Source organism: Pseudomonas sp. GW821-FHT03C07 (assembly GCF_059420925.1).
On sequence record NZ_JBWKUQ010000001.1, the window covers coordinates 686448 to 708646 of the forward strand.

Consider the following 22199-nt stretch of genomic DNA (forward strand, 5'->3'; position numbering starts at 1 on the left):
CAAGCCAAAGCTCAACGACCCAGGCCCTGCATAAAGACCGCGGCCTTGGCCACCTTGTCGGACTTGTTGCGCCAGGCATGGCGGGTACCGTTCTGGATCACCACCTCGCCGCTGCGCACCAGGCGTTCCTGGCCGTCATCCAACTCCAGCCATAATTCACCTTCGATCAGCACTACATAGTCGATCGTCGGGGTGCGGTGCATACCCGGCACCTCGGGTTCGAAGCACTCGATCAGCCCCGGCAACGCTTCGAGCATCTCGCCAAACGCCCGTTGCGGGTCCACTGGCGCAGCCATCACCGAATCCGGCGGCAGGCTGATCATCAGCAAGGACGAACCACCCGCCCCCGGCAACAACGAGCCGCCCAGTGTGCTCTGATCGCCGTCGAGCGCCGGCCCAGCGAGCCAGACCAAGCTGAAGCCATAACCCGGAATATCGCTGAAATCCTTGGCCCGGGGGGCACAGGCGTCGCTGATAAACACCGACTTGCCCTGCCCATCGTGACCGGTGACCACTCTACGTATCTGCATTGTGCTTTCTCCTGCCCAGCCCATGGCGAGGGCACGGAACTATCCGCGCCCTCGCGCCATTCAAGGACGAATAACGAAGTTGCCGAAACCACCCTGGCGATTCTCGATCCCGCTGATGGCCTGGTTGACGTCTTCCAGGGCAAACACGCTGTGCTCGAAGAACGACAGGTCCAGTGCGCCGGACTCCACCATATCAGCCATGTTCTGCCCTTGGCCGGTGGTGAACCAGGCCGAACCGCTGAGCTGGATATCATTGTCCATCATCCAGTGCAGATCGAGCGGCACTTCACCCGCTACCGCGCCGATATTGACCAGATGCCCGCCGCGCCGCAGGCCGCGCATGGCGTCCACCAGGCCCGCGGCAGGAGCGCCGGGCCCAAGAGCATCGATCACCACATCCAGGCCTTCGCCGCCGGTGACCCGGTCAGTCCACTCGTGGGTTGGGCAGGAACCCAGGGAAAGGATTTCGATACGTCCCGGCGCAGCCAGGTCCTTGACCCGCTGGAACAGCGTCTCGTTGCGCGCGGTGCCGAGGATCTTGCGTACCCCCATCGCCAACGCCAGCGCCACGGCTCCCAGGCCAAGGGTGCCAGTGATGCCGTTGATCAGGATCGTACTGCCCGGACCGGCATTGGCCTTGATCAAGGCGCGGTAGGCGGTCCCCAGGTAACCCAGGCGCGCGGCGGTTTCGAAGCCCAGGTTATCCGGCAGCCGCACCAGGCTGTACTGCGGTGCAGGCATGTATTCGCAAAGGCCACCGTAAGGGTAATCCTCGAACATCCTCGGGCTGCGCGGGGTAAAGCCGAAATAACCGTTGAAGGTGTAGGCACTGCAACCGGTGGTATTGCCGGCACGGCAGGCGCGGCACGAACCGCAGTAACGCGCCGGATTGACATAGACCCGATCACCGGGCTTGAAGTCGTAGACCTGATCGCCCACGGCCTCGATCACCCCGGCCGGGTCCAGGCCAAAGATCGCCGGAAGTTTCGGCAATGGCAGATGAGGGAACCAGGTGACCCAGTTGGTCAGGATATTGTGCAGGTTGGGCACGATGCCGCAGGCGGCGACCTTCACCAGCACCTCTGTGGGGCGAATGGCCGGCACCGGTACCTCTTCGATTTGCATCGGCTGGCCGCCTTCGTACATACGTGCTGCACGCATCATTTTCGGACTCATGACTTTCTCCAACGTTTTTTGTTGTTGTTCTCGGCGGCGGCCTGAATCAGACAGGCACGCCTTTTATACAGAATTCGTGGGACTCAGCGCAGGCCATCCTCGCCTTTGACGTCACTGGCGGCGAGACCGCCGATACGCGCGTGGATCCGCCCGCCGGTGGCCATGGCCAGGCCGAAGGCGATCTCGTTGCGGCGCGGACCGTCCCACAGACTCATCTCGGCCACGCCGAAGTGACTGCGCACATACGCCGCCTGGATATGCCCAAGGGGGATCATGATCCGCGAACCGGGCCCGGCGATGCTTTTTGCCGCCGGGACGATGGCCTTGGGATTGCCCAACGCTTCACGCATGGCCCAGCCACCCGCCTCGTGCCACACCGCGCCATGCTCCAGTTCACCGTCCTCACCGACGATGGCGCCCTTGCCATAGGCCTGGATCCGTTCCGGGCCGCCCAGGGCGGTGATCAGGCGCAGGGACAATTCACTGCCCAGGGCCCGCAGTTGCTCCATGAACGGCAACAGGTTTTCTTCATAACGCCCGGCATAGGGATTCTCCACCACCGCCACGGCCACCGCGATCAACAACGGCTCCGCCACCACCGGGCCGCCCTCATGATGCACTTCTTCTATATCCAGTTTGAATTTGCGGATCTTCACCAACGACATGCTTGATCTCCGGCAGGCACCCGCCTGTAAGAAGTTGCTTGGCGGGCTTCCATAATATGCATTTTGTAATGTATGGTGCAAGAAATTATGTTTTATGCACAAAAAGGAAAAGCACTCCATGAAACTGATCTCCTATCACCATGACCAGCAAGCCTGCTTTGGCGCAGTGGTTGACGACCAGGTCATCGACCTGGGCCGGCAATTCCCCGGAGTCGACAACCTGGCGGCACTGCTGGCCAATCCACAACTGCTGTTGCAGGCCCGGGCCCGGGTCGCTGAAGTGGCGCCGGACTATCCCCTGGCCAGCGTGCACCTGGACCCGGTGATCCCGGCTCCGGGCAAGGTCATCTGCGTCGGCATCAACTATGTGGCCCATGCCGAAGAAGCCGGACGCAAGGTCGGCCAGTACCCGGTGATCTTTCAGCGTTTCGCCGAAACCCTGCTGGCCCATGGCGAGCCGCTACTGCGCCCGACCGTCTCCGAGCAGTTCGACTTTGAAGCAGAGTTGGCGGTGGTCATTGGCAAAGGCGGCGCGCATATCGCCGTGGAAGACGCCATGGAGCACGTCGCAGGCTACACCTGCTTCAACGACGCCAGCGTGCGCGACTGGCAGTTCCACACGCACCAGTACGGCATGGGCAAGACCTTCCGCAGCACTGGCGCCCTTGGCCCATGGCTGGTAACCGCCGATGAAATTGCTGACTATCGCGCGCTGCAAGTTCGCGGCATTCTCAACGGTGAACAGCTACAGGAGGGTTCCCTGGGCGACCTGGCGTTCGATATCCCGACGCTGATCGCCTACGTCTCCAAGGCCCTGACTTGGAACCCGGGCGATATCCTGGCGACCGGCACCCCGAGCGGCATCGGTTTCAAACGTACGCCGCCAATTTTCCTCAAGCCCGGGGACATCTTCGAGGTGGTGATCACCCAGATCGGCACCTTGTCCAACCCGGTGATCGACGAGGCTTGAAGCCCGCTTCGCACAAACAATGACAAGAATCAGGAGCAAAGCATGAACACCCTTCCGCGCATCAACTTCACCCACACCGGGACCTTCTGCGCCGACCTAGACAACATGGTCGATTTCTATTGCAGCAAGCTGGGCTTTGTCGTCAGCGACAAAGGCGTGGCGTCCACCGGCCACCGCCTGTTTTTCATGACCCAAAATCCTGAAGTCCACCATCAATTGGTGCTGTTCGATGGCAAGCCGGTGGACCTGCCTTTCAACCCGATCAACCAGCTGTCCTTCCTGCTCGACTCCCTGGAAGACCTGCAGCGTTTTTACCAGTTCGCCAAGGCCAACGGCATCGGGCCCATTGACCAGGTTGACCATGGCAACGCCTGGTCCCTGTACTTCAAGGACCCGGAAGGCAACCCGATCGAGATGTACGTCGACTCGCCCTTCTATACCGCCCAGCCGTGCCGCGAACCTTTGGACCTGGAGCAAAGCACTGAGCTGATCCGCGCCCAGACCCACGCCATGTGCCTGCGTCGTCCCGGATTCCAGACCCGTGCCGAGTGGATGCAATCCATCAGCGAGCGAATCGCCGAACAGCGCGTGCGCTGGTAAGCCTCCTGGCGGCGACCGGCGTCGGGCCGGTCGCCCACATATGCACTCAGAGCCATGCCATGCATAAGAATCTGATAGCGGGACAGTGGATTGAAGGCTGCGGAGTCAGGGAAAACCTCAGCCCCTCGGATATCCATGATCTGGTCGGGCTGTATGCCCAGGCCAGCGCCGAAGACGCGCGCAACGCCATCCAGGCCGCGCGGGTCGCGCAACCGATCTGGGCGGCCAGAAGTCCGCAGCAACGGGCCGATGCCCTGGATTTCGTCGGCAGCGAATTGCTTGCCCGCCGGGACGAGCTCGGCCATCTGCTGGCACGGGAAGAAGGTAAAACCCTGCCGGAAGCCACGGCGGAAGTGATGCGCGCCGGACAGATCTTCAAGTTTTTCGCTGGCGAATGCCTGCGCCTGCGTGGTGAGCACCTGGCCTCGGTGCGCGCCGGCATCGAGATCGACATCCTGCGTCGGCCGGTAGGTGTGGTGGGGATCATCACCCCGTGGAATTTCCCCATTGCCATACCCGCCTGGAAAATCGCCCCGGCCCTGGCCTACGGCAACAGCGTGGTGTTCAAGCCCGCCGACCTTGTGCCTGGAAGTGCCTGGGCCCTGGGTGAAATCATCAGCCGCGCCGGACTGCCGGACGGCACCTTCAACCTGCTGATGGGCCGAGGCAGCATTGTCGGCCAGGCGCTTCTCGAAGCACCGGACGTCCAGGCCATCAGCTTCACCGGTTCCCAGGACACCGGACGCCAGCTGATGCAGGTCGCCGGCGCGCGCTTTGCCAAGCTGCAACTGGAAATGGGCGGCAAGAACCCGCTGGTGGTGTTGGCCGATGCCGACCTGGCCCATGCGGTTGAATGCGCGGTGCAAGGCGCCTATTTCTCCACAGGGCAACGCTGCACCGCGTCGTCGCGATTGATTGTCGAGAAGGCGATCTACCCGGCCTTTGTCGCTGCGCTGACGGAACACCTGAAGGGCTTGCGAGTCGGCCATGCGCTGTCTCCGGACAGCCAGATCGGGCCAGTGGCGGACGGCTCGCAACTGCGTCAGAACCTGGAATATGTCGCCATCGGCAAAGTCGAAGGGGCTACCCTGGCCTGGGGCGGTGAAGCCTTGCAACGTGGCACCGACGGCTACTTCATGAGCCCGGCGCTGTTTGTCGATACCGATCCCCAGGCGCGCATCGCCCGTGAGGAAATCTTCGGTCCCGTCGCCTGCGTGATCGTTGCCGATCACTACGAGCACGCCTTGCAACTGGCCAATGACACACCCTTCGGTCTGTCGGCAGGGATCTGCACCACCTCGCTGAAGTACGCCACGCATTTCAAGCACGAGGTGCAGAGCGGCATGGTGATGGTCAACACCGCCACTGCGGGAGTGGATTACCACGTGCCCTTCGGCGGCAGCAAGGCTTCCAGCTACGGCCCGAGGGAACAGGGCAGCCATGCCGTCGAGTTTTTCACCACGGTCAAAACCGCCTACACCCAGGCCTGAGGTATTTCCCTATCGGCCTCAGCTGGGTAAAACAACAAGAAGATGGAGCACAACATGGATTACGATCTGATCATTGTCGGCATGGGCCCGGTGGGTGCCACGGCAGCCAACCTGGCCGGCCTCTGGGGCCTCAAGACCCTGGTCCTGGACAAGGCCCCCGACATCTATGAAAACCCGCGGGCCATGGGCTTCGACCATGAAGTCATGCGCACCCTGGACAATATCGGCCTGGCCGACGCCATCGCCAGCCACACCATGCCCTATCGCGCCTCACACTACCTTTCCAGCGGCGCGCGCCTGATCAAGCGTATCGACGCGGCCAAGCCACCGCACCTGTTGGGCTGGTCGCCCAATTACGTGTTCTCGCAACCCCCGGTGGAACGGGCGCTGCGGGCGCGGATCGACACCTACGCCCACGTAAAGGTGCAGTTGGGGGCCGAAGTACTGGACGTGCAGTCCCAGGACCAACAGGCCGAAGTCCTGGTGCGTGACGCCCAGGGCCAGGAGCACCGCTGCAGCGCCCGCCATGTGCTGGCCTGCGACGGTGGCAGCAGCCCGATTCGCACTCGCCTCGACCTGGGCATGGAGGACCTGACCTTCGATGAACCCTGGCTGGTGGTGGACGTGTTGCTCAACGAGGGCGCAGGCAGCTCCCTACCGGAAACCAATGTGCAGTACTGCGAAGTCGAACGCCCCTGCACCTTCGTGGTCGGCCCGGGCCGCCATCGGCGCTGGGAGTTCATGATCAACCCTGACGAATCACCAGCGGACATTGCCCAGCCCGAGTCGATCCGCAAGCTAATCTCGCGCTGGCTGCCGACGGCGGACTACGAGATCTGGCGCGCCTCCAGCTACCGCTTCCATGCGCTGATCCTGCGCCAGTGGCGTGCCGAACGCATCTTCTTCCTCGGCGACGCCGCCCACATGACCCCGCCGTTCCTGGCCCAGGGCATGTGCCAGGGCATTCGCGATGCATTGAATCTGGTCTGGAAACTGGCCTTGGTCGGCCGTGACCTGGCCGGCCCGGGCCTGCTCGACAGCTACCAGGCCGAACGCGAGCCCCATGTACGGCGTACCACCGAAGTGGCCAAAACCTTCGGCCAAACCATCTGCGAGCGCGATCCACACAAGGCCGTGGAGCGTGACGAACGCCTGCTGGAGCAGATGCGCACCTCCCCCGACGGGATGATCCGCCAATCGCTGATCCCACATCTGAATGCCGGGTTGATTGACAGCTCACCGGCTGCCGGAGAGCTGTTCCCGCAACCCTGGGTCAGCAACCGCGACGGCGAACAAGGTTTGCTCGACCGTTTCACCGGGCAAAGCCTGCGCCTGGTGCTGGCCGCCGACTTCGCCGCCGACAACCTGCTGCGGCGCTTGCCCGAGGGCCTGAAACGCCTGCCGTTGCAGATCGTCCAACTGGTGGACAAGGCGCCCGTTGTCGGCGATTCAGCGAATCACTATCAGGAGCGAGAGGGCTTGCTCGGCCGCTGGATGGCAGAGCATGAGTGCAAGGTGCTGCTGGTGCGTCCCGACCATTATGTGTTCGGCAGCGCCAGCAGCGAAGATCAGGCGCGGGCCCTGATCGATCGTCTGCTGCTGGAACTGAACCGCTAACCCCCATGAAAAACGCCGCGCCAGGATCACTGGCGCGGCGTTCTTTTTTTTGGTCCGGATTTATTGCAGGGTGGAATGCTGTCCCAACAAGGCATCGGTGACCCGACTCAGGGTTTCGGTGATATGGCTGTCGAGCAAGGCCACTGCCTTGTCGGTATCACGCGCCAGCACCGCGTCCATCAGGCGCTTGTGCTCGTTACCCTTATGCCGCTCGACCTTGCGTCGCAGGGCCGAGAAACGCCGGTAGCGTTCGGCCCGATCAAACAACGAATCGATGGTGCGCAGCAGCAGTGACGACTGGCAGGCGGAGAACAAGGCGAAGTGGAACGCCTTGTGCCGCTCCGACCAATCATCATCCAGGGCCACCGGTAAGCCACTGAGCTTCTTCTCCACCAGGCTCAGGCGATGATAGGCGCCGAGCACATCGGCTTCCCAGGCATCGTCGCCGTGGGCGATAGCGTTGGCCAAGGCCTCGCGCTCCAGCAGACAGCGCAGGTGGGTGATCTCACCGAAATCCGCCACCGACAACCCAGCCACGCGAAAGCCCTTGTTTTCGCTGGCTTCGACAATGCCCTCCTGGGCAAGGCGGTTGAGCGCCTCGCGGATCGGCGAACTGCTCAAGCCGTAAGACTTGGACAGTTCGGCGACTTTAAGCTTTTCGCCGGGAGCCAGGTCGCAGCAGATGATGGACTTCTTCATCTGCTGCAACGCCACTTCGATCAACGACCCGCTTTGATTACTGAGCATGTTCATGGACCTGATAGATATTGCACTGTTGGCAATTTTATGCGCAAAAAACACTTTGTGCAATTTACTCTTGAACTGAAAAGCCTCAGGACAGACGGAAAAACTGCAGGATATCGTGCAACTCCTGTCCCAGTCGCTCCATGTCCTTGCTCGCCGAACCCAACTGCTGGTTGCTGGACAGGTTGCGCTCACAGGTTTCCCGAACCTTGAGCATACTCAACCCCACCCCCTGCGCCACCTGGCATTGCTCCTGGGTAGCATGGGCGATCTGCTGGTTGAGGCCGTGCATGATGCTCAGGTTATCGGCCACCTGTGCCAGGGCGACGCTGGCCTGGGCCGAGAGTTGTTGATTCAGTAGGGCCTGCTCCCGGGCAATTTCAATGTCCTGCACCGCGCCCTTGGTCTGGCGTTGCAGGGACTGGGTCATGGTGCCGATCTGCGCCGCTGCTTCCTGGGTGCGATTGGCCAGATGCCGGACTTCGTCGGCCACCACGGAAAAACCCCGGCCCTGCTCACCCGCCCGCGCCGCTTCGATCGCAGCGTTCAACGCCAGCAGATTGGTCTGCTCGGCCAATGCATGAATCACCTCCAGCACTCCGGCAATGCGCCCGCTCTCTTCATCCAGGCGCCGCATGGTCTGGCTGGCCCCCTCCATTTGCCCGGCCAGTTCGCGACTCTGTAGCGCCACTGCCGCGACGTCGCGCTCACCGGCCTCGTAACCGCTACGGGCCGCATCCGCCGATTGCAGGGTGCGCTCGGTGTGCCGGGCCACTTGCACCAGGCTGGCATTGAGCTGCTGCATGGCCGCGGCCGTGCTGTCGGCTTCCCGCGATTGTTCCCGGGCGCCCCGCTCGGCGGCAGCGGTGGCCGAGGACAGCTCACCACAGGCCAGGGTCAGGCGGTGACTGCCCTGGCCAATACGACTCATGATCTCGTGCAGGCTACGGGTCATTCCCTGCATGGCCAACAGCACCTGACCCAGCTCGTCCCGGCGTGTCACCTCCAGGGACTGGTTCAGGCTGCCCGCCGCCACATCGCCGGCCACCCGGGCGGTGTAACGCAGCGGCGCGACAATGCGCCGACGAATAAATACCGCCGCGCCGGCACTCAACACCAATGCCAGCAAGGTCATACCCAGCAACCCGGAATAGGCCTGCCTGTCCAAGGCACTCTGGTGCGCCATCACCTGCTGCTTCAAGGTCGTGAAATCCGCTAGCATCTGCTGTGCCAGGGCGTCCATGATCTGTTCGCTGACGCGGCTTTCCTGGGCCCGCAAGCGAAACTCTTCAAAGGCCTGACGATAGCCACCCAAGGACTCCAGGGCCGCTTCCAGGGTCTGATGTTGAACCTCAGCGGCGCCATTGGCCAGGGATTGGGTCGAGGATTGCAGGTCGCTCATCAGCAACAGCCATTGGTCGTAATGCACCGCGTCAGGTTGTCTGGCGAAGGCCCATTCACTACTGCGCACGGCCATCAACTTGCGCATCAAGGCCATGGCGTTATCGGCCTGAGTCACCAGATCGAGGTTGGCCTTGCCTTGACCAATGGTCTCGCCCAAGGCTTCGAGTAGGTCCTGCTCCACCCCTTCAAAACCACCCTTGGCCGCTTCAGCCTGGCTTTGCATGCTGCCCTGGGTGGCCAGCGTGCGCTCACGCGTGACGCTGAAACGCTCGAACTGGTCAAGGTATTCCTGGCTGGCCCGAAGCAATGACTGACTGTCGGCAAATCCTCCGTCAAGCACCTTGATCATCCCCCGAAGGGTGCTCAGCACCTCCTCACGGGCGCTGTCCGCGCCCTCCACACGGTAGGTTTTTTCCGCGGCACGGGCACTCAGCACTCCGGCGTGCAGGTCGTTGACTTGCTCCAGCCACTCCTCCCCCTCCACCACCGCCCGCAAGGCATAAGCCGCCGTGCCGGCCAAGACCACGGTCAAGCCGCATAAAAGGCTGAACCCCGTGATCAGCAAGGCGCTGATGGACAAAGGACGGCGCAGGACACCGGGCAATTTTCGCATTGTTGTTTTTCCTGGGCAGATAACGGGAATCAAGGAAATCGCCCCTGGCCTGGTAGAGCCTGCGGTTTTCCTTGACTTTGCAAAACAGCGGATTTATTTTTTGTGCACAAATTCATTTTTAGGGCAAATTAAAGTTAATAATGCACAAAATAACAATCCGTGCAACAAAAGCCAGTTACCCCACCCCTCAGGAGACCTGATCACCACCTTTCGCGCTTCACCGGAGCCGCTCCACCGCCAGACCGCTGTTCAGTGCTGCCGCACATCTGAATCGACTCGCTTAACAACAATAAAAAAGCAGAAGAGGTCACCATGAAAACACTCCACAGCCGCCCGGGCCGTCCACAGTACTTCGCCCGTGCCACCGGTACCGTCGGCGCTGCCATCGCCTTGTGCACCTCGGTCAACGCCGTTGCTTTTCAGTTCGATACCGGTATCCCCGACCTCACCACCAGTTGGACCAACACGCTCAAGTACAGCAACGCCTTTCGCGTCAAGGGTCGCGAGGGCAGTGTCTCTGGCGGCCCCGGCACCTCGGTCCCGAACCCGAACATGGATGACGGCGACCGTAACTTCAGTACCGGCCTGATCTCCAACCGCCTCGATTGGCTGTCGGACCTGGACGTGCACTACAAGGATGTCGGCGCGCGCCTGAGCGGCGCCGCCTGGTACGACTCGGTGTACAACGAGAGCAACGACAACAATTCGCCGGGCACCGCCAACGCCCTCAGCGTGCCCAACAATCACTTCACCGACGCCACCCGCAACCTCCACGGACGCAAGGCCGAAGTGCTCGATGCGTTCGTCTACGGCTCCCGTGATGTGGGTGACACCCGGGTCTCCGGGCGTCTTGGGCAATTCACCCAGATCTACGGTGAAAGCCTGTTCTTCGGCGCCAACGGCATCGCCAATGCGCAATCCACCGTCGATCTGGTCAAGCTGCAATCGGTGCCCGGTTCGCAGTTCAAGGAAATCCTCTTGCCCACCAAGCAGGTGTCCGGCAACTGGCAACTGAGCGATAGCGTCAGCGTCGGCGCCTATTACCAATTCGAGTGGAAGAAAACCCGCCTGCCGGGCTCCGGCAGCTATTTCAGCGGCGGTGATTTCGTCGGCGCGGGGGCCGAAAGTGTCTACTTTCCCACCGGGGTCCTGGTGCATGACGGCAGTATCAATGCACGCAACTCGGGCCAGTTCGGTGCCCAGCTGAAATTCAGCGTCGACGATTGGGACTTCGGTCTCTACGCCGCCAAGTACCACGATAAAACCCCGATTTTCTACTTCCGCCCCGCTGCACTGATCCCCGGCGACAACGACACTTACGTCGACGTCTATGCCCAGGACATCAAGGTCTTCGGCGCCAGCTTCAGTACCCAGGCCGGTGAGGCGAATGTCGCCGGCGAGCTGTCGATGCGGGTCGATACTCCCCTGGCAGCCACCGGTGGCGTAGTGATCACCGGCATGGGGGCCGACAACGACAGGAATCCCGCATACCCGATCGGTAACTCGTTGCACGCCCAGGTGTCGATGATCAACGTCTACGGCGGCAATAAAATCTGGGATGCGGCGTCCTTCGCCGGTGAGTTGGCGTTCAACCGACGCTTGAGCATCAAGGAGAATGCCGACCAGCTGGATCCCAACACCACACGTGACGCCTACTCACTGCGTTTCACCTTCGAGCCGCAGTACTTCCAGGTCATGCCCGGGGTCGATGTGCAATTGCCGATCAACGTCGGTTACACCCCTTACGGCCGCTCTTCGGTGACCCCGCAAGCCTTCTCTCCGGAACACGGTGGCGACATCACATTCGGGCTCAAGGCCGACTACCAGAAGACCTGGTATGCCTCCCTCAGCTACACCAATTTCTTTGGGGCCGGCGGGCCGATCATCGACTCCAGCAACGCTTACACCTTCAAACAAAACATGAAAGACCGCGACTTCGTCGCGCTCTCGATTCAACGCACGTTCTGATTCCAGTCATGCTCCGGAGAACAATTATGAAACAGCATGCCCCCCTTCTTTCTGCCCTGGCCCTGCTCAGCCTCGTCTCGGGCCAGGCCCTGGCCGCGGTGTCCGCCGAACAGGCCGCGACCCTGAAAACCACCCTGACGCCGATGGGCGCCGAGAAAGCCGGCAACAAGGATGGCAGCATCCCAGCCTGGACCGGCGGCCTTACCCAGGACGTGCCCGGGCCGAAGTTCGGCGATGTGCCGGCCGACCCGTTCCCCGGTGAAAAACCACTGTTTCAGATCACCGCGAAGAATGCCGCGCAATACGCCGACAAACTCAACGAAGGCACCCGCGCCCTGCTGGAGCAGTACCCGGACACCTTCCACCTGGAGGTCTACCCGAGCCACCGCAGCGCCGCCGCGCCACAGTGGACCTATGACAACACCCAGAAGAACGCCACACAGTGCCAACTGACTCAGAACGGCCTGTCGGTGCAGGGCTGCTACGGTGGCGTACCGTTCCCGATTCCGGCCAACGGTAACGAGCTGATCTGGAACTTCCTGCTGCGCACTGAAGCCGAGTCCATCGAACACGGCTACCGCAACATGATCGGTAACTCCGATGGCTCGCGGACCCTGGCCAGTCGGGGCGTGGAGAACTGGCAATACCCGTACTACTACAAGGATGGCGACACGCAGAAGTGGTCCGGCCAGTATGTACTGCTGCGTTTTCTCACCAACGAACCACCGTTCAAGGCTGGTGAGTCCCTCGTCACCCACGACAGCATCGATGCCGCCAACCCCCGTGAAGCCTGGCAGTACCTGGTGGGCCAGCGCCGCGTGCGCCGCGCGCCGACCGTGGGTTACGACACACCCGACTTCGTCGCTTCCGGCGCCAACTACTTCGACGAGGTCCATGGTTTTATCGGCCATCCGGACCGCTACCAATGGAAGCTGATCGGCAAGAAGGAAATGTACATCCCGTACAACCTCAACAAGTTCCACGCCGAGAAGCCGGATGACGTATTCACCGAGAAAACCCTCAACTCCAGCAAGATGCGCTGGGAGCTGCACCGGGTCTGGGAAGTCGAAGCCAGCGTCGCCCCCGGCAAGCGCCATGCCGTACCGAAACGGCGCTTCTACATCGACGAAGACAGCTGGACCATCGCCCTGGCCGACGGCTACGACGCCCAGGACAAGCTGTGGCGCGTAACCCAGGCGCTGCCGTTCGTGGTGCCGTCGATCCCGGCCGTGGTGGTCAAGCCAGTGGTCATCTACAACCTGCAGGCCAAGACCTACAGCGTGGTTCAGGGCCTCAACGGCGAGACCTACAAAGTCGTGCCGCGCAAGCCGGAGAACTTCTTCAGCGGCAACGCCGTGGCCTCGGGCTCGGCACGCTGACTCTGTGACGCAGCACATGGGGCCGGCACCTGGCGGGCCCCATTCCCGGATTGTCGAGGTAGAGATGTCCATGCACCTATTCAAACGCACTGTCCCCCACCTCCCCTGCACTGCGCTGGCCCTGCTGTTGGGCCTGGCACCGCTGGCCCAGGCCGAATCCGCCAGCGAGGCCGAGCTCTTTCAACGTCGGGCGCTGCACAGCGAGCTGGCTCCGCGCTCACTGATGCTCAGCGTGGCCCGAGCCGGTCAATCATTGGTGGCAGTGGGAGAGCGCGGTTTTATCCTGCGCTCCGCAGACAACGGCCAGTCCTGGCAACAGATGCCCTCGCCGGTGAGCGTGACCCTGACCCAGGTGACCTTTCCCTCCGCCGATCAAGGCTGGGCGGTAGGGCATGCCGGGGTGATCCTGCACAGTGCCGATGGTGGCCTGAGCTGGACCTTGCAACTGGACGGTAACCAGGCCGCCCGACTGGCGCTGGATGCGGCCAACCAGGCACTGGCCGAAACTCCGGGCGATGAGGCGCAACAACGCATCGACGACGCGCAACGGCTGCTGGAAGACGGTCCGGACAAACCTTTCCTGGCCGTGCACTTCTTCAACCCACAGCACGGCCTCGTCGTTGGCGCCTACGGCCTGGCCTTCGAAACCCTGGATGGCGGCCAGCACTGGCAGTCCATCAGTGCGCGCCTGGACAACCCGTCGGCGCTGCACCTATACGGCATCCTGGACCTGCAAGGCACGCTGTTTATCGCTGCCGAACAAGGCCTGCTGCTGCGTTCCACCGACCAGGGCGGGCATTTTCGTCGTATCGAGATCCCGGCCAATGGCACTTTGTTCGGCCTGCTCGCCAGCCACCAGAACCATCTGTTGGCTTTCGGCCTGCGCGGCAAGATCTACCGTTCCGAAGATCAAGGCAACAGCTGGAGCAACATCGCCAACAACCAACCCGTGACGCTCACCGCTGGCCTGGCCAGCGCCGACGGCAGCCTGTTGCTGGTGGACGAAACCGGGCGGGTGCTGCGCAGCCAGGATGACGGCCGCAGCTTCAGCGCCACCGCCCAAGGGCAGAACACCGCCCTCAATGGCCTGGTCCAGACCGCCGGCGGTGGCTTGGTGGCCGCCGGTGCCCATGGGCTTATCGCCTTTTCCCTCAGAGACAGCCAGCGGAGCAGCGCCCGTGAACAGTAAAGTGATCGACCCTCACAGCAACACGGCGCCTGAACCGCTGCTGTTCGACAAACGCTCCGGCGGCTTGATGGAGCGCCTGCTGTTCAACCATCGCGCCCTGGTCGTGGCCTTGTGTCTGCTGATCAGCGCGGTGCTGGGGTATCAGGCCACCCACCTCAAGCTCAGCGCCGCCTTCGAAAAGATGATCCCGGTGGGTCATCCCTATATCGAAAACTACTTCAAATACCGTGGCCAATTGGGCGAAGGCGGCAACACCCTGCGTATCGCCCTCGAAGCCAAACAGGGCACCATCTATGATGCCGAGTACCTGGACACCCTCAAGCGCATCAACGACGAGTTGTTCCTCGTCGACGGTGTCGACCGGCCCTACATGAAATCCCTGTGGACCCCGGCCACCCGCTGGATCGGCGTGACCGAAGAAGGCTTCGACGGCGGGCCGGTGATCCCCGACGACTATAACGGCTCGGCGGCGAGCATCGATCAGGTCCGCCAGAACGTCGAACGCTCCGGAGAGTTGGGCCGCTTGGTGGCCTCGAACCTGCACTCCAGTGTGATCCTGCTGCCGCTGCAGGACACCAGCAGCCAAGGCAGCGCCCCGCTGGATTACCACGCCCTGTCGCAACGCCTGGAACAACTGCGCCATCACTACGAAAGCGACCGTTACTCCATCGCCATCACCGGTTTCGCCAAGGTGGTCGGCGACTTGATGGACGGCCTATTGCTGATGCAGGTGTTCTTCGCCGGCACCCTGCTGATCTGTGCCCTGGTGTTGCTGTGGTACACACGCTGCCTGCGCAGTACCCTGCTGGTGCTGTCCTGTTCGCTGATCGCCGTGCTATGGCTGCTGGGCCTGTTGCCGACCCTGGGTTATCAGCTGGACCCCTACTCGATCCTGGTGCCGTTCCTGGTGTTTGCCATTGGCCTGAGCCATGGCGCGCAGAAGATGAACGGCATCATGCAGGACATCGGCCGTGGTGCCGACAAGCTGGTGGCCGCACGCTTCACCTTCCGTCGGCTGTTCCTCACCGGGCTGATGGCGCTGATGGCCGACGCCGTGGGGTTTGCGGTGCTGATGATCATCAATATCCCGGTGATCCAGGACCTGGCGATCACCGCCACCCTGGGGGTGATGGTGCTGGTTTTGACCAACCTGGTGCTGCTGCCGATCCTGCTGTCCTTCACCGGCGTCAGCCGCCGCGCCGCCGAACGCGAAGCCCGGGCCGAACGCCTGGCCCTGAGCGACCTCCAGCACCGGCGCCATCCGTTGTGGGCGTTTCTCGACCGCTTCACCGAGTTGAAATGGGCCCGACGGGCGATTGCCGTGGCGGCGCTGCTGGGAATCGCCGGCTTTGCCGTCAGCCTGCACGTCAAGGTCGGCGACTTGAACCCCGGCGCCCCGGAACTGCGTGCGGATTCGCGCTACAACCGCGACAACGCGTTCATGGTCGGTAACTATGCGGCCAGCAGCGACAAGTACGTGGTCATGGTCAAGACCCCGCCTTTCTACTGCGCCAACTACAACACCCTGGTCACCGTGGATGCCCTGGAAGCGCGCCTGCAACAATTGCCTGGCGTGGTCTCCACCAGCTCCCTGGCAGCCTTGAGCAAACAGGCGGCGGCCGGCATGAACGAAGGCAACCTGCGCTGGTATGAAATCCCCCGCAACCAGGGCTTGCTCAACGCCATCATCACCCGCGCGCCACGGGAGTTGTTCAACCAGAACTGCGACCTGCTGACGGTCAACGTGTTCCTCTCCGATCACAAGGCCGACACCCTGACCCGCGTCGCCAACACCGTCGAAACCTTCGCCGCGAGCCACAACACGGCTGAGCTGCAATTCATGTCCGCCGCCGGCAATGCCGGGATCGAGGCCGCCACCAACATCGTGGTCAAGCGCGCCAATATACAAATGCTGCTGGTGGTGTACCTGGCGGTGATCGTGCTGTGCCTGATCACCTTCCGCTCCTGGCGCGCCGTGATCTGCACCGTGCTGCCGCTGATGCTCACCTCGATACTCTGCGAAGCGCTGATGGTCGGCCTGGATATCGGCCTGAAGGTCGCCACGCTACCAGTGATCGCCCTGGGGGTCGGTATCGGCGTGGATTACTCGTTGTACATTCTGAGCATTACCCTGGCCAACCTGCGGCAAGGCGCAAGCCTGTCCAACGCCTACTACACCGCCCTGCTCTCCACCGGCAAAGTGGTCGTGCTGACCGGCGTGACCCTGGGCGTGGCGGTCGCCACCTGGGTGTTGTCGCCGATCAAATTCCAGGCCGACATGGGCATCCTGCTAGCCTTCATGTTTATCTGGAACATGCTCGGAGCCTTGATCCTCACCCCAGCTCTCGCGCGGTTATTGCTCAAACCTGCAGAAGCCAACCTCAGGGTACCCTCAACCACTCGTTAATCCCGGGCATGCAGCGCTCTGAGCAAGCGCTGCAACATCGACGCCTACACGGACAGCGCGCACGCCCCACCATCAGCCTGTGCGTCATACCGGAAAAATGGCTCATGAAAGTCACAAGACATCTCCCCCTGCTACTCGTATATTTCTCCCAGGGCTCGCTCACCTCTCTCACATGCATGCCTTTATTTTTGAACGATGACGGTCATAAGCTCCGAACGGCTTCAGGAAGCACGACAGCATGACAACAAAGAGCCAACTTCTGCAGGGTGCCAACGGAAATCTGGAAGTTTTCCTGGATAGACCGGAGCAGGTCAGGGCCAGTGCCTTGGTCCTGCATCCCCACTCTCTGTTGGGTGGAAACGCGAATCACAAGGTGCCGTTCACTATCATGCGCGCATTGGTCAGCGCAGGCGTTTGCGTGTATCGCCCTAATTTTCGTGGCGTGGGCAATTCGGCGGGGACCTTCGACGCTGGTGAGCTGGAAACACAAGATACGCTCTGCCTGATCAAGCACATTCGTGAAACCGAAGGGCCTCTCCCGCTGGTATTGATAGGCTTCTCGTTTGGCGCTTATGTCGCGGCAAAAGCAGCCTTGGCAATGGGCCCCGCTGACGAGCCTTGCGATAACCTGGTGTTATGCGGCCTGCCCTATGGCGAGGTAAAGGAGCGCCGCAACTACGACACACCCACTATTTCTGGCGCTTACCTCATCCATGGCGAACAGGATGAGGATGCACCGCTGTATAACACGCTGCGCTGGGCGGCATTGAGCAAGACACCGGTCATGGTCATACCGGACGCGGATCATTTTTTCAGTGGAAAACTGGGTGTGTTCGGCGCATTGATACGCGACCGGGTGATCGCCAGATTGGCAAGCGTAGGCTAAGTGTCACACCAGTGCGGCCCTCAAAAAGCCATGCCTGCCTGCCACTCGACGCCAAGAGCCTCAAGCCAATACCGGACAAGCAAGAAAGCGATGAGGTAACTGCCACGCCGCAACCCACCCCTGAAAAACGCTCCTTACCCAACACTAACTAGAGCACCGATGTACTCGCCGCACAGCTAGAGAGTGAGCAATATTTCAGTTTTTAATAGTTGAATCCCTCACCAAAAGACATGATCCAAGCGCATCGATGGCGGCCCGGATCAACTCCATACTCTTCACCGATCTGTCGTGCTCTGAAGTACACTGCAAAGCCTCAAGCAGCACTTTGTCGGATACTACTGCTCACCTCGAACAGTCCCACCAACTTTTGCAGTTTATTGGCATCGAGCCTTACCGTTTCCGCACTGGTCTGCAGCACGATCACTGTCGCGCGCATCTCTGCGGACGACTGGTCGACCTGTTTGATCGTTTTGCCATAGTCGAGGCTGCGTTCATTGAGCTGTTGAATGATGCTGAACATGCTTTCCACTGCCTGATGCAGTTGCACATTTTCCGAGGATGCTTCTTCGGCCAGGCGCAGGCTGTTATCAACATCCTTGACTCCGTTTTCCATAAAACCCACAGCTTTTTGCGTTTCGCTTTGCAGGCCTTCGACCATCTGCCGGATGTCGTCGGCGGCGCGGGATGTACGCGAGGCCAAGGTTCGGACTTCATCGGCTACCACCGCAAAACCCCGACCATGTTCGCCGGCGCGGGCGGCTTCTATGGCGGCGTTCAGCGCCAGCAGGTTGGTCTGATTGGTGATGTCGCTGATCAGGCCGGTGATATTGCCGATTTGTGCCATCCGGCTGTCAAGCAACTGCACGCTCGAAGAAGAGCGCTCCACGACATCGCGAATTGACTGAGTCCCCACCTGTACCGCGAGAAATTGCTCGCGGGCTTGGCTCACCACTTCGTCCATCGCTTGCTTCATTTGTTCGGCACTGACCGAAGCTTGTTGGATCTCGCCCAGTTGCTCTTCGACAATAATCATCATCCGATGCACCGCATCCGCGACTTCGCCGGAGGTGAGGCTGGCTTCCTGGCTGCGGCCGAGCATCAGCTGGTTGGTCTTGCCAACGCTGTGGCTGGCCTTGATCACCTGCCCGACGACTGCATCCAGATGGTCGATAAAACTGTTGATCCAACGGCCCATATCTCCAGTCTCGTCGTTGGCCATCCGCGTGGTATCAAGGCGCTGACGCAGATTACCCTCGCCTTCAGCGATGGTCCTGATCACACCGGTCATTTCGTTTAGGCGTGCAGCCAACCGCTTCGGGCCAAAAGTGCTGAACAAGACCGCAGCCGCCAGCATGCTCAAAGTCTCGCAAGCATCGATCAGGCTCTGCTCCAGACCGCTGTAGTGCTGGACCAGGAAATTGCAGGCGAACAAGCCAACCATGGTTGCCAGGTAAGGTTTCATCAACCCGTAACTCAGCGAGCGCCGTCGATAGACCTCCTCCAGATCGGCCTCGCACATCATGCCCCAGCGGTCAGGCGAACCGGGTAGTTGGAAAGTAACGCCCTTGCCGACCACCGGAATGTGTCGATAGTCCGAGTAACCGGGATAGGTGACGAACAGATTGGAGCCGCTGCGAATGGTTTCCCGCACGCCAGGGTGCAGTTGCTGGGTCGCCGGGTCGGTGAAGCGCAGTTCCAGTTCAGTGTGGCGCTGCACCTGCACGGTCTTCCAGGGAGTCCGTACACCAGTTTTGAGGTTCTCGCCGTGGGTAAACGTACCGTCCTCGAAGCGTGAACGTGACAGGGCAATACCCGGCTGAATCGTTGGATCGAAGCGCGACTGGACCATGAACAGATAGTTATCCCCCGACTCGGCAAAAATATGCCCGGCCTCACGCTGGATCAGGTCACCCAAGACATCATTCGGCACGCGGCCGCAGAGACAGCCAAGGACTTTGCCGTCAATCTTCAGGGGCTGGTAGAACATCAGCGTGACCTCATCGTGAAAGCGCGATGATGAGGGACCAATCTGCAAGGTCAGAGGATCGTTGTAGGGGCCGTGGAGAAACGGTGCTTTCAAACCTTCGGCCAGTGCTTTGGGATTGCAGGGGCTGCTTTTGCCATGGCCACTCCAGGTCGAGGCGATGACTGCGCCACCTGTATCGACGACAAAGAGTTCGGAAAAGTCCTCGGCCTGGCCGAGCTTGTCCAGCAGCGGATGATTGTCGAGATGGGAGAAGTCATGGCTAAGGGTCGCGACCAGTTCGGCCAGGTGCTCCCACTGCTCCCGAGTCCAGTTGTGCAGCAATTTGACCCGGGTTTCGGCAATAGCCTCGAATGTCTGCTCAATCACCGGGTAGGCAGACCGATTGAGTCGGCAGGACCAGCTCATTGCCAGTTTCCCGGTCTTGCCAAACCAGGGTAACCAGTGCTTTTCGGCGGAGGATAACTGCATGGAATTGCTTGATAGCGACATTCACTTCCCCAAGTACGACATACGAATGCCGAAACTGCAGGCAAATACCACGCCAATTCGAAAGCTTGCTATCCATCGCCGAGGCTTAATAACTCAGGGTTGGATTGAGCTGCACTCTCCGAAGCTGAAGGTTATCGGCGCTCGCTGGCAGCACAGAGCGGCAGACGGTTATTGAACGAGCTACCCGATTGGAACATTTGTGTTTCAAATAAGTGCACGATGCAATACGTGCTCACTAACAGGGCCGCATACGACTACCCGATGCATCTGATAGCGCGACTAGTTATCAATTACCTGTTGTAGGTGAATCGCCAACTCCGTTGCAAACCGCCGCTCCGGTGTCTCGACATCAATGCCGAATAGCTCCTGAATCCTTGCCAGCCGATAACGCAGCGTCGTCACATGCACCCCCATCGCATCCGCGCACGCCTGGCTGCGGCAGCTCTCGCGCAGATAGGCGGTCAGGGTCTCCATGTAGGGCGTGTGGTGCTTGCGGTCATGGGCCAGCATGGCGCCGACGCTGTCATTGACAAAGGTGCGAATATCTTCCCCACCCACCGCAGCGACAAACATCGGAATAGGGCCAAAATCCTGATTAGAGATCGGCCCGCTGCGACCGAATGAACGGGCAATCTCGATCAACCGCCGACAGCGTTCCCAGGCAGCGGGATAATCCACCAACAACCGGCAAACCCCGCTGGCCAGCAGAATCGGCTCAACCCCAAGGTAATGCGCCAGGTCCTCGGCGATCTGCCGTTTGACCTTGGCCAACCGGCCCTTTTCTCCTTCCGCCGGCACCAGGCACACCAGTCCGTTGTCGACGATGATCACCGCCCCCTGCATCCCCGCCCGCTGCAGTATCCGGGAGACGTTGTGGTGCAGGTTCTTCACTTCCCGGGCCTTGCCACCGTAGTCGACAATGATCATCTGCTGCGCGGTGTCGAAGCTGATGCCCAGGCGCTGCGCCCGCTGCTGGACATCATCGGCGTCGCGCCATCGGCTTTCGAGGACTTCGAACAGCAGTTCGGTCTGAGTCCGGGTTTCGAAGCGAAAGCGGATAAAGCTGCGCATCATCTGCACGCTTAGGGCGAACTTGGCGCTTTCGAGCATCATCAGGTCCAGCTCGTTGAGCGGCTGTGCCACCGGAAACAGCACCAGCGCCCCCACCAATTCGTGATCGACCATAAGCGGCTCAATCTGCGCCCGCAGGGTGAACTGTCGCTGGCCGTCGTCGAGAAATAAATTGACCGTGCTCCGGAGGGCACTGCGCAGGCTTTCATGGGCGGCCTTGGAGATTTGCGCACTCAGCACCCCGGCGGCCGCAGCCTGCCAGGCGCTGTCATCGAACAGCGCGGTGTCCGGTGAACGCCCGGCCACTACCTGGTTGGCGGTGAAGTCCACGGCAATCACCGGATTGGGCAATTGGTTGCCGACCATCAGCGACAGCGACGTCACCGAACCGCCGCCCAGCACGTGTTCCAGCAGCGTGGTGTGCACGTGCAACGCCTGCTGCATGCGTTCGGCGGCGCGGCGTTCGGCTTCGAGTTGGCGCTGACGCTCCACGGCAATGGCGCCGAGGTGGATGATCATGCCGAGAAACACCCGGTCTTCCTCCGACACGTCCATGAGCGTGCGGGAGATCACGCTGAGCACCATGGGCCGGCCGTCGAAGTCGGTGCAGTTCATCGGCATCACCATCACCGTGCGGTAATCCCGTTCCAGGGATTCGCTGCGATAACCGGGGTACTCGCATTCGCGCACGTCGCGGATGAATACCGGCTCATTGCGTTGCAGAGCGGTCATCACCGGGCTGGACGACAGCTCCCAGCAATCCACCAGCGGCCGCTGCACCAGGGTCGGGTCATGGCGGGCGATGACGTGACCAAAACCGGCGTCCATATCGATCGCCATGATCGAGCTCATGGTCCAGTGGGTGTGGCGACAACTTGCGTAGACCAGTTGGTGCAGCATCGATTGCAGATCGCCGCCAGAGTTGATCTGACTGGCCACATCGCGCAACGACAGTATCTGCATTTCTCGATTCAAGGCGCTCACCTGAACGTGGAGATCACGGCAGCAAACTAG

The 22199-nt window shown here is 61.1% G+C and carries 17 protein-coding genes and 1 pseudogene; 10 read left to right on the forward strand and 8 right to left on the reverse strand.

Going from position 1 to position 22199, the window contains the following annotated elements; translation table 11 throughout:
• Positions 1-11: 11 nt before the first annotated feature.
• From AC07VG_RS03030 to AC07VG_RS03040, 3 genes are all read right to left on the reverse strand, one after another.
• A complete protein-coding gene (locus AC07VG_RS03030) occupies positions 12-530 on the reverse strand; it encodes a cupin domain-containing protein (RefSeq protein WP_495003454.1) in 519 nt (172 codons plus the stop codon).
• Between the two features lie 60 nt (positions 531-590).
• Positions 591-1706, reverse strand: a complete 1116-nt coding sequence (locus tag AC07VG_RS03035; RefSeq protein ID WP_495003453.1) for an alcohol dehydrogenase catalytic domain-containing protein — start codon at positions 1704-1706, stop codon at positions 591-593.
• 83 nt (positions 1707-1789) lie between these two features.
• The gene (locus AC07VG_RS03040; RefSeq protein WP_495003452.1) at positions 1790-2371 is read right to left on the reverse strand and encodes an amino acid synthesis family protein; all 582 of its coding nucleotides are present in this window, start codon (positions 2369-2371) and stop codon (positions 1790-1792) included.
• A 118-nt stretch (positions 2372-2489) separates the two neighbouring features.
• Between AC07VG_RS03040 and AC07VG_RS03045 the strand changes: the two genes are divergently transcribed.
• Genes AC07VG_RS03045 through AC07VG_RS03060 form a run of 4 tightly spaced genes read left to right on the forward strand, consistent with a single transcriptional unit; the run spans position 2490 to position 7048 of the window.
• Positions 2490-3341 carry a fumarylacetoacetate hydrolase family protein gene (locus AC07VG_RS03045; protein ID WP_495003451.1) on the forward strand — a complete coding sequence of 284 codons (852 nt, stop codon included), beginning with the start codon at positions 2490-2492 and terminating at the stop codon, positions 3339-3341.
• Between the two features lie 42 nt (positions 3342-3383).
• Complete coding sequence (locus AC07VG_RS03050; protein WP_495003450.1) at positions 3384-3941, forward strand: VOC family protein; 558 nt, start codon at positions 3384-3386, stop codon at positions 3939-3941.
• Between the two features lie 59 nt (positions 3942-4000).
• The gene (locus AC07VG_RS03055; protein ID WP_495003449.1) at positions 4001-5431 is read left to right on the forward strand and encodes an aldehyde dehydrogenase family protein; all 1431 of its coding nucleotides are present in this window, start codon (positions 4001-4003) and stop codon (positions 5429-5431) included.
• Positions 5432-5485: 54 nt separating this feature from the next.
• Complete coding sequence (locus AC07VG_RS03060; protein WP_495003448.1) at positions 5486-7048, forward strand: bifunctional 3-(3-hydroxy-phenyl)propionate/3-hydroxycinnamic acid hydroxylase; 1563 nt, start codon at positions 5486-5488, stop codon at positions 7046-7048.
• A gap of 60 nt (positions 7049-7108) precedes the next feature.
• Here AC07VG_RS03060 and AC07VG_RS03065 read toward each other — a convergent pair whose 3' ends face one another.
• From AC07VG_RS03065 to AC07VG_RS03075, 3 genes and pseudogenes are all read right to left on the reverse strand, one after another.
• Positions 7109-7795 (reverse strand): GntR family transcriptional regulator, encoded by a 687-nt coding sequence (locus AC07VG_RS03065; RefSeq protein WP_495003447.1) that lies wholly within the window; start codon positions 7793-7795, stop codon positions 7109-7111.
• An 85-nt stretch (positions 7796-7880) separates the two neighbouring features.
• On the reverse strand, positions 7881-8756 hold the full coding sequence (locus AC07VG_RS03070) for a methyl-accepting chemotaxis protein (RefSeq protein ID WP_495020472.1): 876 nt from the start codon (positions 8754-8756) through the stop codon (positions 7881-7883).
• A pseudogene (locus AC07VG_RS03075) lies at positions 8739-9809 on the reverse strand (HAMP domain-containing protein); the annotation flags it as partial. The gene AC07VG_RS03070 and the pseudogene AC07VG_RS03075, both read right to left, overlap by 18 nt.
• Before the next feature lie 312 nt (positions 9810-10121).
• Here AC07VG_RS03075 and AC07VG_RS03080 point away from each other — a divergent pair.
• The 5 genes from AC07VG_RS03080 to AC07VG_RS03100 all read left to right on the forward strand — a co-directional run bounded on the left by AC07VG_RS03080 (position 10122) and on the right by AC07VG_RS03100 (position 17638).
• Positions 10122-11777 carry a DUF1302 domain-containing protein gene (locus tag AC07VG_RS03080; protein WP_495020445.1) on the forward strand — a complete coding sequence of 552 codons (1656 nt, stop codon included), beginning with the start codon at positions 10122-10124 and terminating at the stop codon, positions 11775-11777.
• A 26-nt stretch (positions 11778-11803) separates the two neighbouring features.
• Positions 11804-13156, forward strand: coding sequence for a DUF1329 domain-containing protein (locus AC07VG_RS03085; protein ID WP_495003445.1), 1353 nt, complete (start codon positions 11804-11806; stop codon positions 13154-13156).
• A gap of 70 nt (positions 13157-13226) precedes the next feature.
• A complete protein-coding gene (locus tag AC07VG_RS03090; RefSeq protein ID WP_495003444.1) occupies positions 13227-14345 on the forward strand; it encodes a WD40/YVTN/BNR-like repeat-containing protein in 1119 nt (372 codons plus the stop codon).
• Between the two features lie 67 nt (positions 14346-14412).
• On the forward strand, positions 14413-16752 hold the full coding sequence (locus tag AC07VG_RS03095; protein ID WP_495003506.1) for an efflux RND transporter permease subunit: 2340 nt from the start codon (positions 14413-14415) through the stop codon (positions 16750-16752).
• A gap of 238 nt (positions 16753-16990) precedes the next feature.
• On the forward strand, positions 16991-17638 hold the full coding sequence (locus AC07VG_RS03100; RefSeq protein ID WP_495020446.1) for an alpha/beta hydrolase: 648 nt from the start codon (positions 16991-16993) through the stop codon (positions 17636-17638).
• A gap of 313 nt (positions 17639-17951) precedes the next feature.
• Here AC07VG_RS03100 and AC07VG_RS03105 read toward each other — a convergent pair whose 3' ends face one another.
• Positions 17952-20114: a methyl-accepting chemotaxis protein gene (locus tag AC07VG_RS03105; RefSeq protein WP_495020447.1), complete on the reverse strand. Its 2163-nt coding sequence runs from the start codon at positions 20112-20114 to the stop codon at positions 17952-17954.
• Here AC07VG_RS03105 and AC07VG_RS03110 point away from each other — a divergent pair.
• Positions 20092-20289 (forward strand): hypothetical protein, encoded by a 198-nt coding sequence (locus AC07VG_RS03110; RefSeq protein ID WP_495003442.1) that lies wholly within the window; start codon positions 20092-20094, stop codon positions 20287-20289. The two genes, AC07VG_RS03105 and AC07VG_RS03110, sit on opposite strands and share 23 nt — an antisense overlap.
• Positions 20290-20393: 104 nt before the next feature.
• Here AC07VG_RS03110 and AC07VG_RS03115 read toward each other — a convergent pair whose 3' ends face one another.
• Positions 20394-22169, reverse strand: coding sequence for a helix-turn-helix domain-containing protein (locus tag AC07VG_RS03115; RefSeq protein ID WP_495020448.1), 1776 nt, complete (start codon positions 22167-22169; stop codon positions 20394-20396).
• Between the last annotated feature and the right edge of the window lie 30 nt (positions 22170-22199).

Bases quoted from the DNA above. Each gene is read 5' to 3' on its own strand.
- AC07VG_RS03035 (WP_495003453.1), bottom strand. From the start codon at position 1,706: ATGAGTCCGAAAATGATGCGTGCAGCACGTATGTACGAAGGCGGCCAG.
- AC07VG_RS03070 (WP_495020472.1), bottom strand. From the start codon at position 8,756: ATGCAGGGAATGACCCGTAGCCTGCACGAGATCATGAGTCGTATTGGC.
- AC07VG_RS03110 (WP_495003442.1), top strand. From the start codon at position 20,092: ATGGAATTGCTTGATAGCGACATTCACTTCCCCAAGTACGACATACGA.
- AC07VG_RS03105 (WP_495020447.1), bottom strand. From the start codon at position 20,114: ATGTCGCTATCAAGCAATTCCATGCAGTTATCCTCCGCCGAAAAGCAC.
- AC07VG_RS03030 (WP_495003454.1), bottom strand. From the start codon at position 530: ATGCAGATACGTAGAGTGGTCACCGGTCACGATGGGCAGGGCAAGTCG.
- AC07VG_RS03100 (WP_495020446.1), top strand. From the start codon at position 16,991: ATGACAACAAAGAGCCAACTTCTGCAGGGTGCCAACGGAAATCTGGAA.
- AC07VG_RS03095 (WP_495003506.1), top strand. From the start codon at position 14,413: ATGGAGCGCCTGCTGTTCAACCATCGCGCCCTGGTCGTGGCCTTGTGT.
- AC07VG_RS03055 (WP_495003449.1), top strand. From the start codon at position 4,001: ATGCATAAGAATCTGATAGCGGGACAGTGGATTGAAGGCTGCGGAGTC.
- AC07VG_RS03050 (WP_495003450.1), top strand. From the start codon at position 3,384: ATGAACACCCTTCCGCGCATCAACTTCACCCACACCGGGACCTTCTGC.
- AC07VG_RS03060 (WP_495003448.1), top strand. From the start codon at position 5,486: ATGGATTACGATCTGATCATTGTCGGCATGGGCCCGGTGGGTGCCACG.
- AC07VG_RS03045 (WP_495003451.1), top strand. From the start codon at position 2,490: ATGAAACTGATCTCCTATCACCATGACCAGCAAGCCTGCTTTGGCGCA.
- AC07VG_RS03090 (WP_495003444.1), top strand. From the start codon at position 13,227: ATGCACCTATTCAAACGCACTGTCCCCCACCTCCCCTGCACTGCGCTG.
- AC07VG_RS03080 (WP_495020445.1), top strand. From the start codon at position 10,122: ATGAAAACACTCCACAGCCGCCCGGGCCGTCCACAGTACTTCGCCCGT.
- AC07VG_RS03065 (WP_495003447.1), bottom strand. From the start codon at position 7,795: ATGCTCAGTAATCAAAGCGGGTCGTTGATCGAAGTGGCGTTGCAGCAG.
- AC07VG_RS03040 (WP_495003452.1), bottom strand. From the start codon at position 2,371: ATGTCGTTGGTGAAGATCCGCAAATTCAAACTGGATATAGAAGAAGTG.
- AC07VG_RS03085 (WP_495003445.1), top strand. From the start codon at position 11,804: ATGAAACAGCATGCCCCCCTTCTTTCTGCCCTGGCCCTGCTCAGCCTC.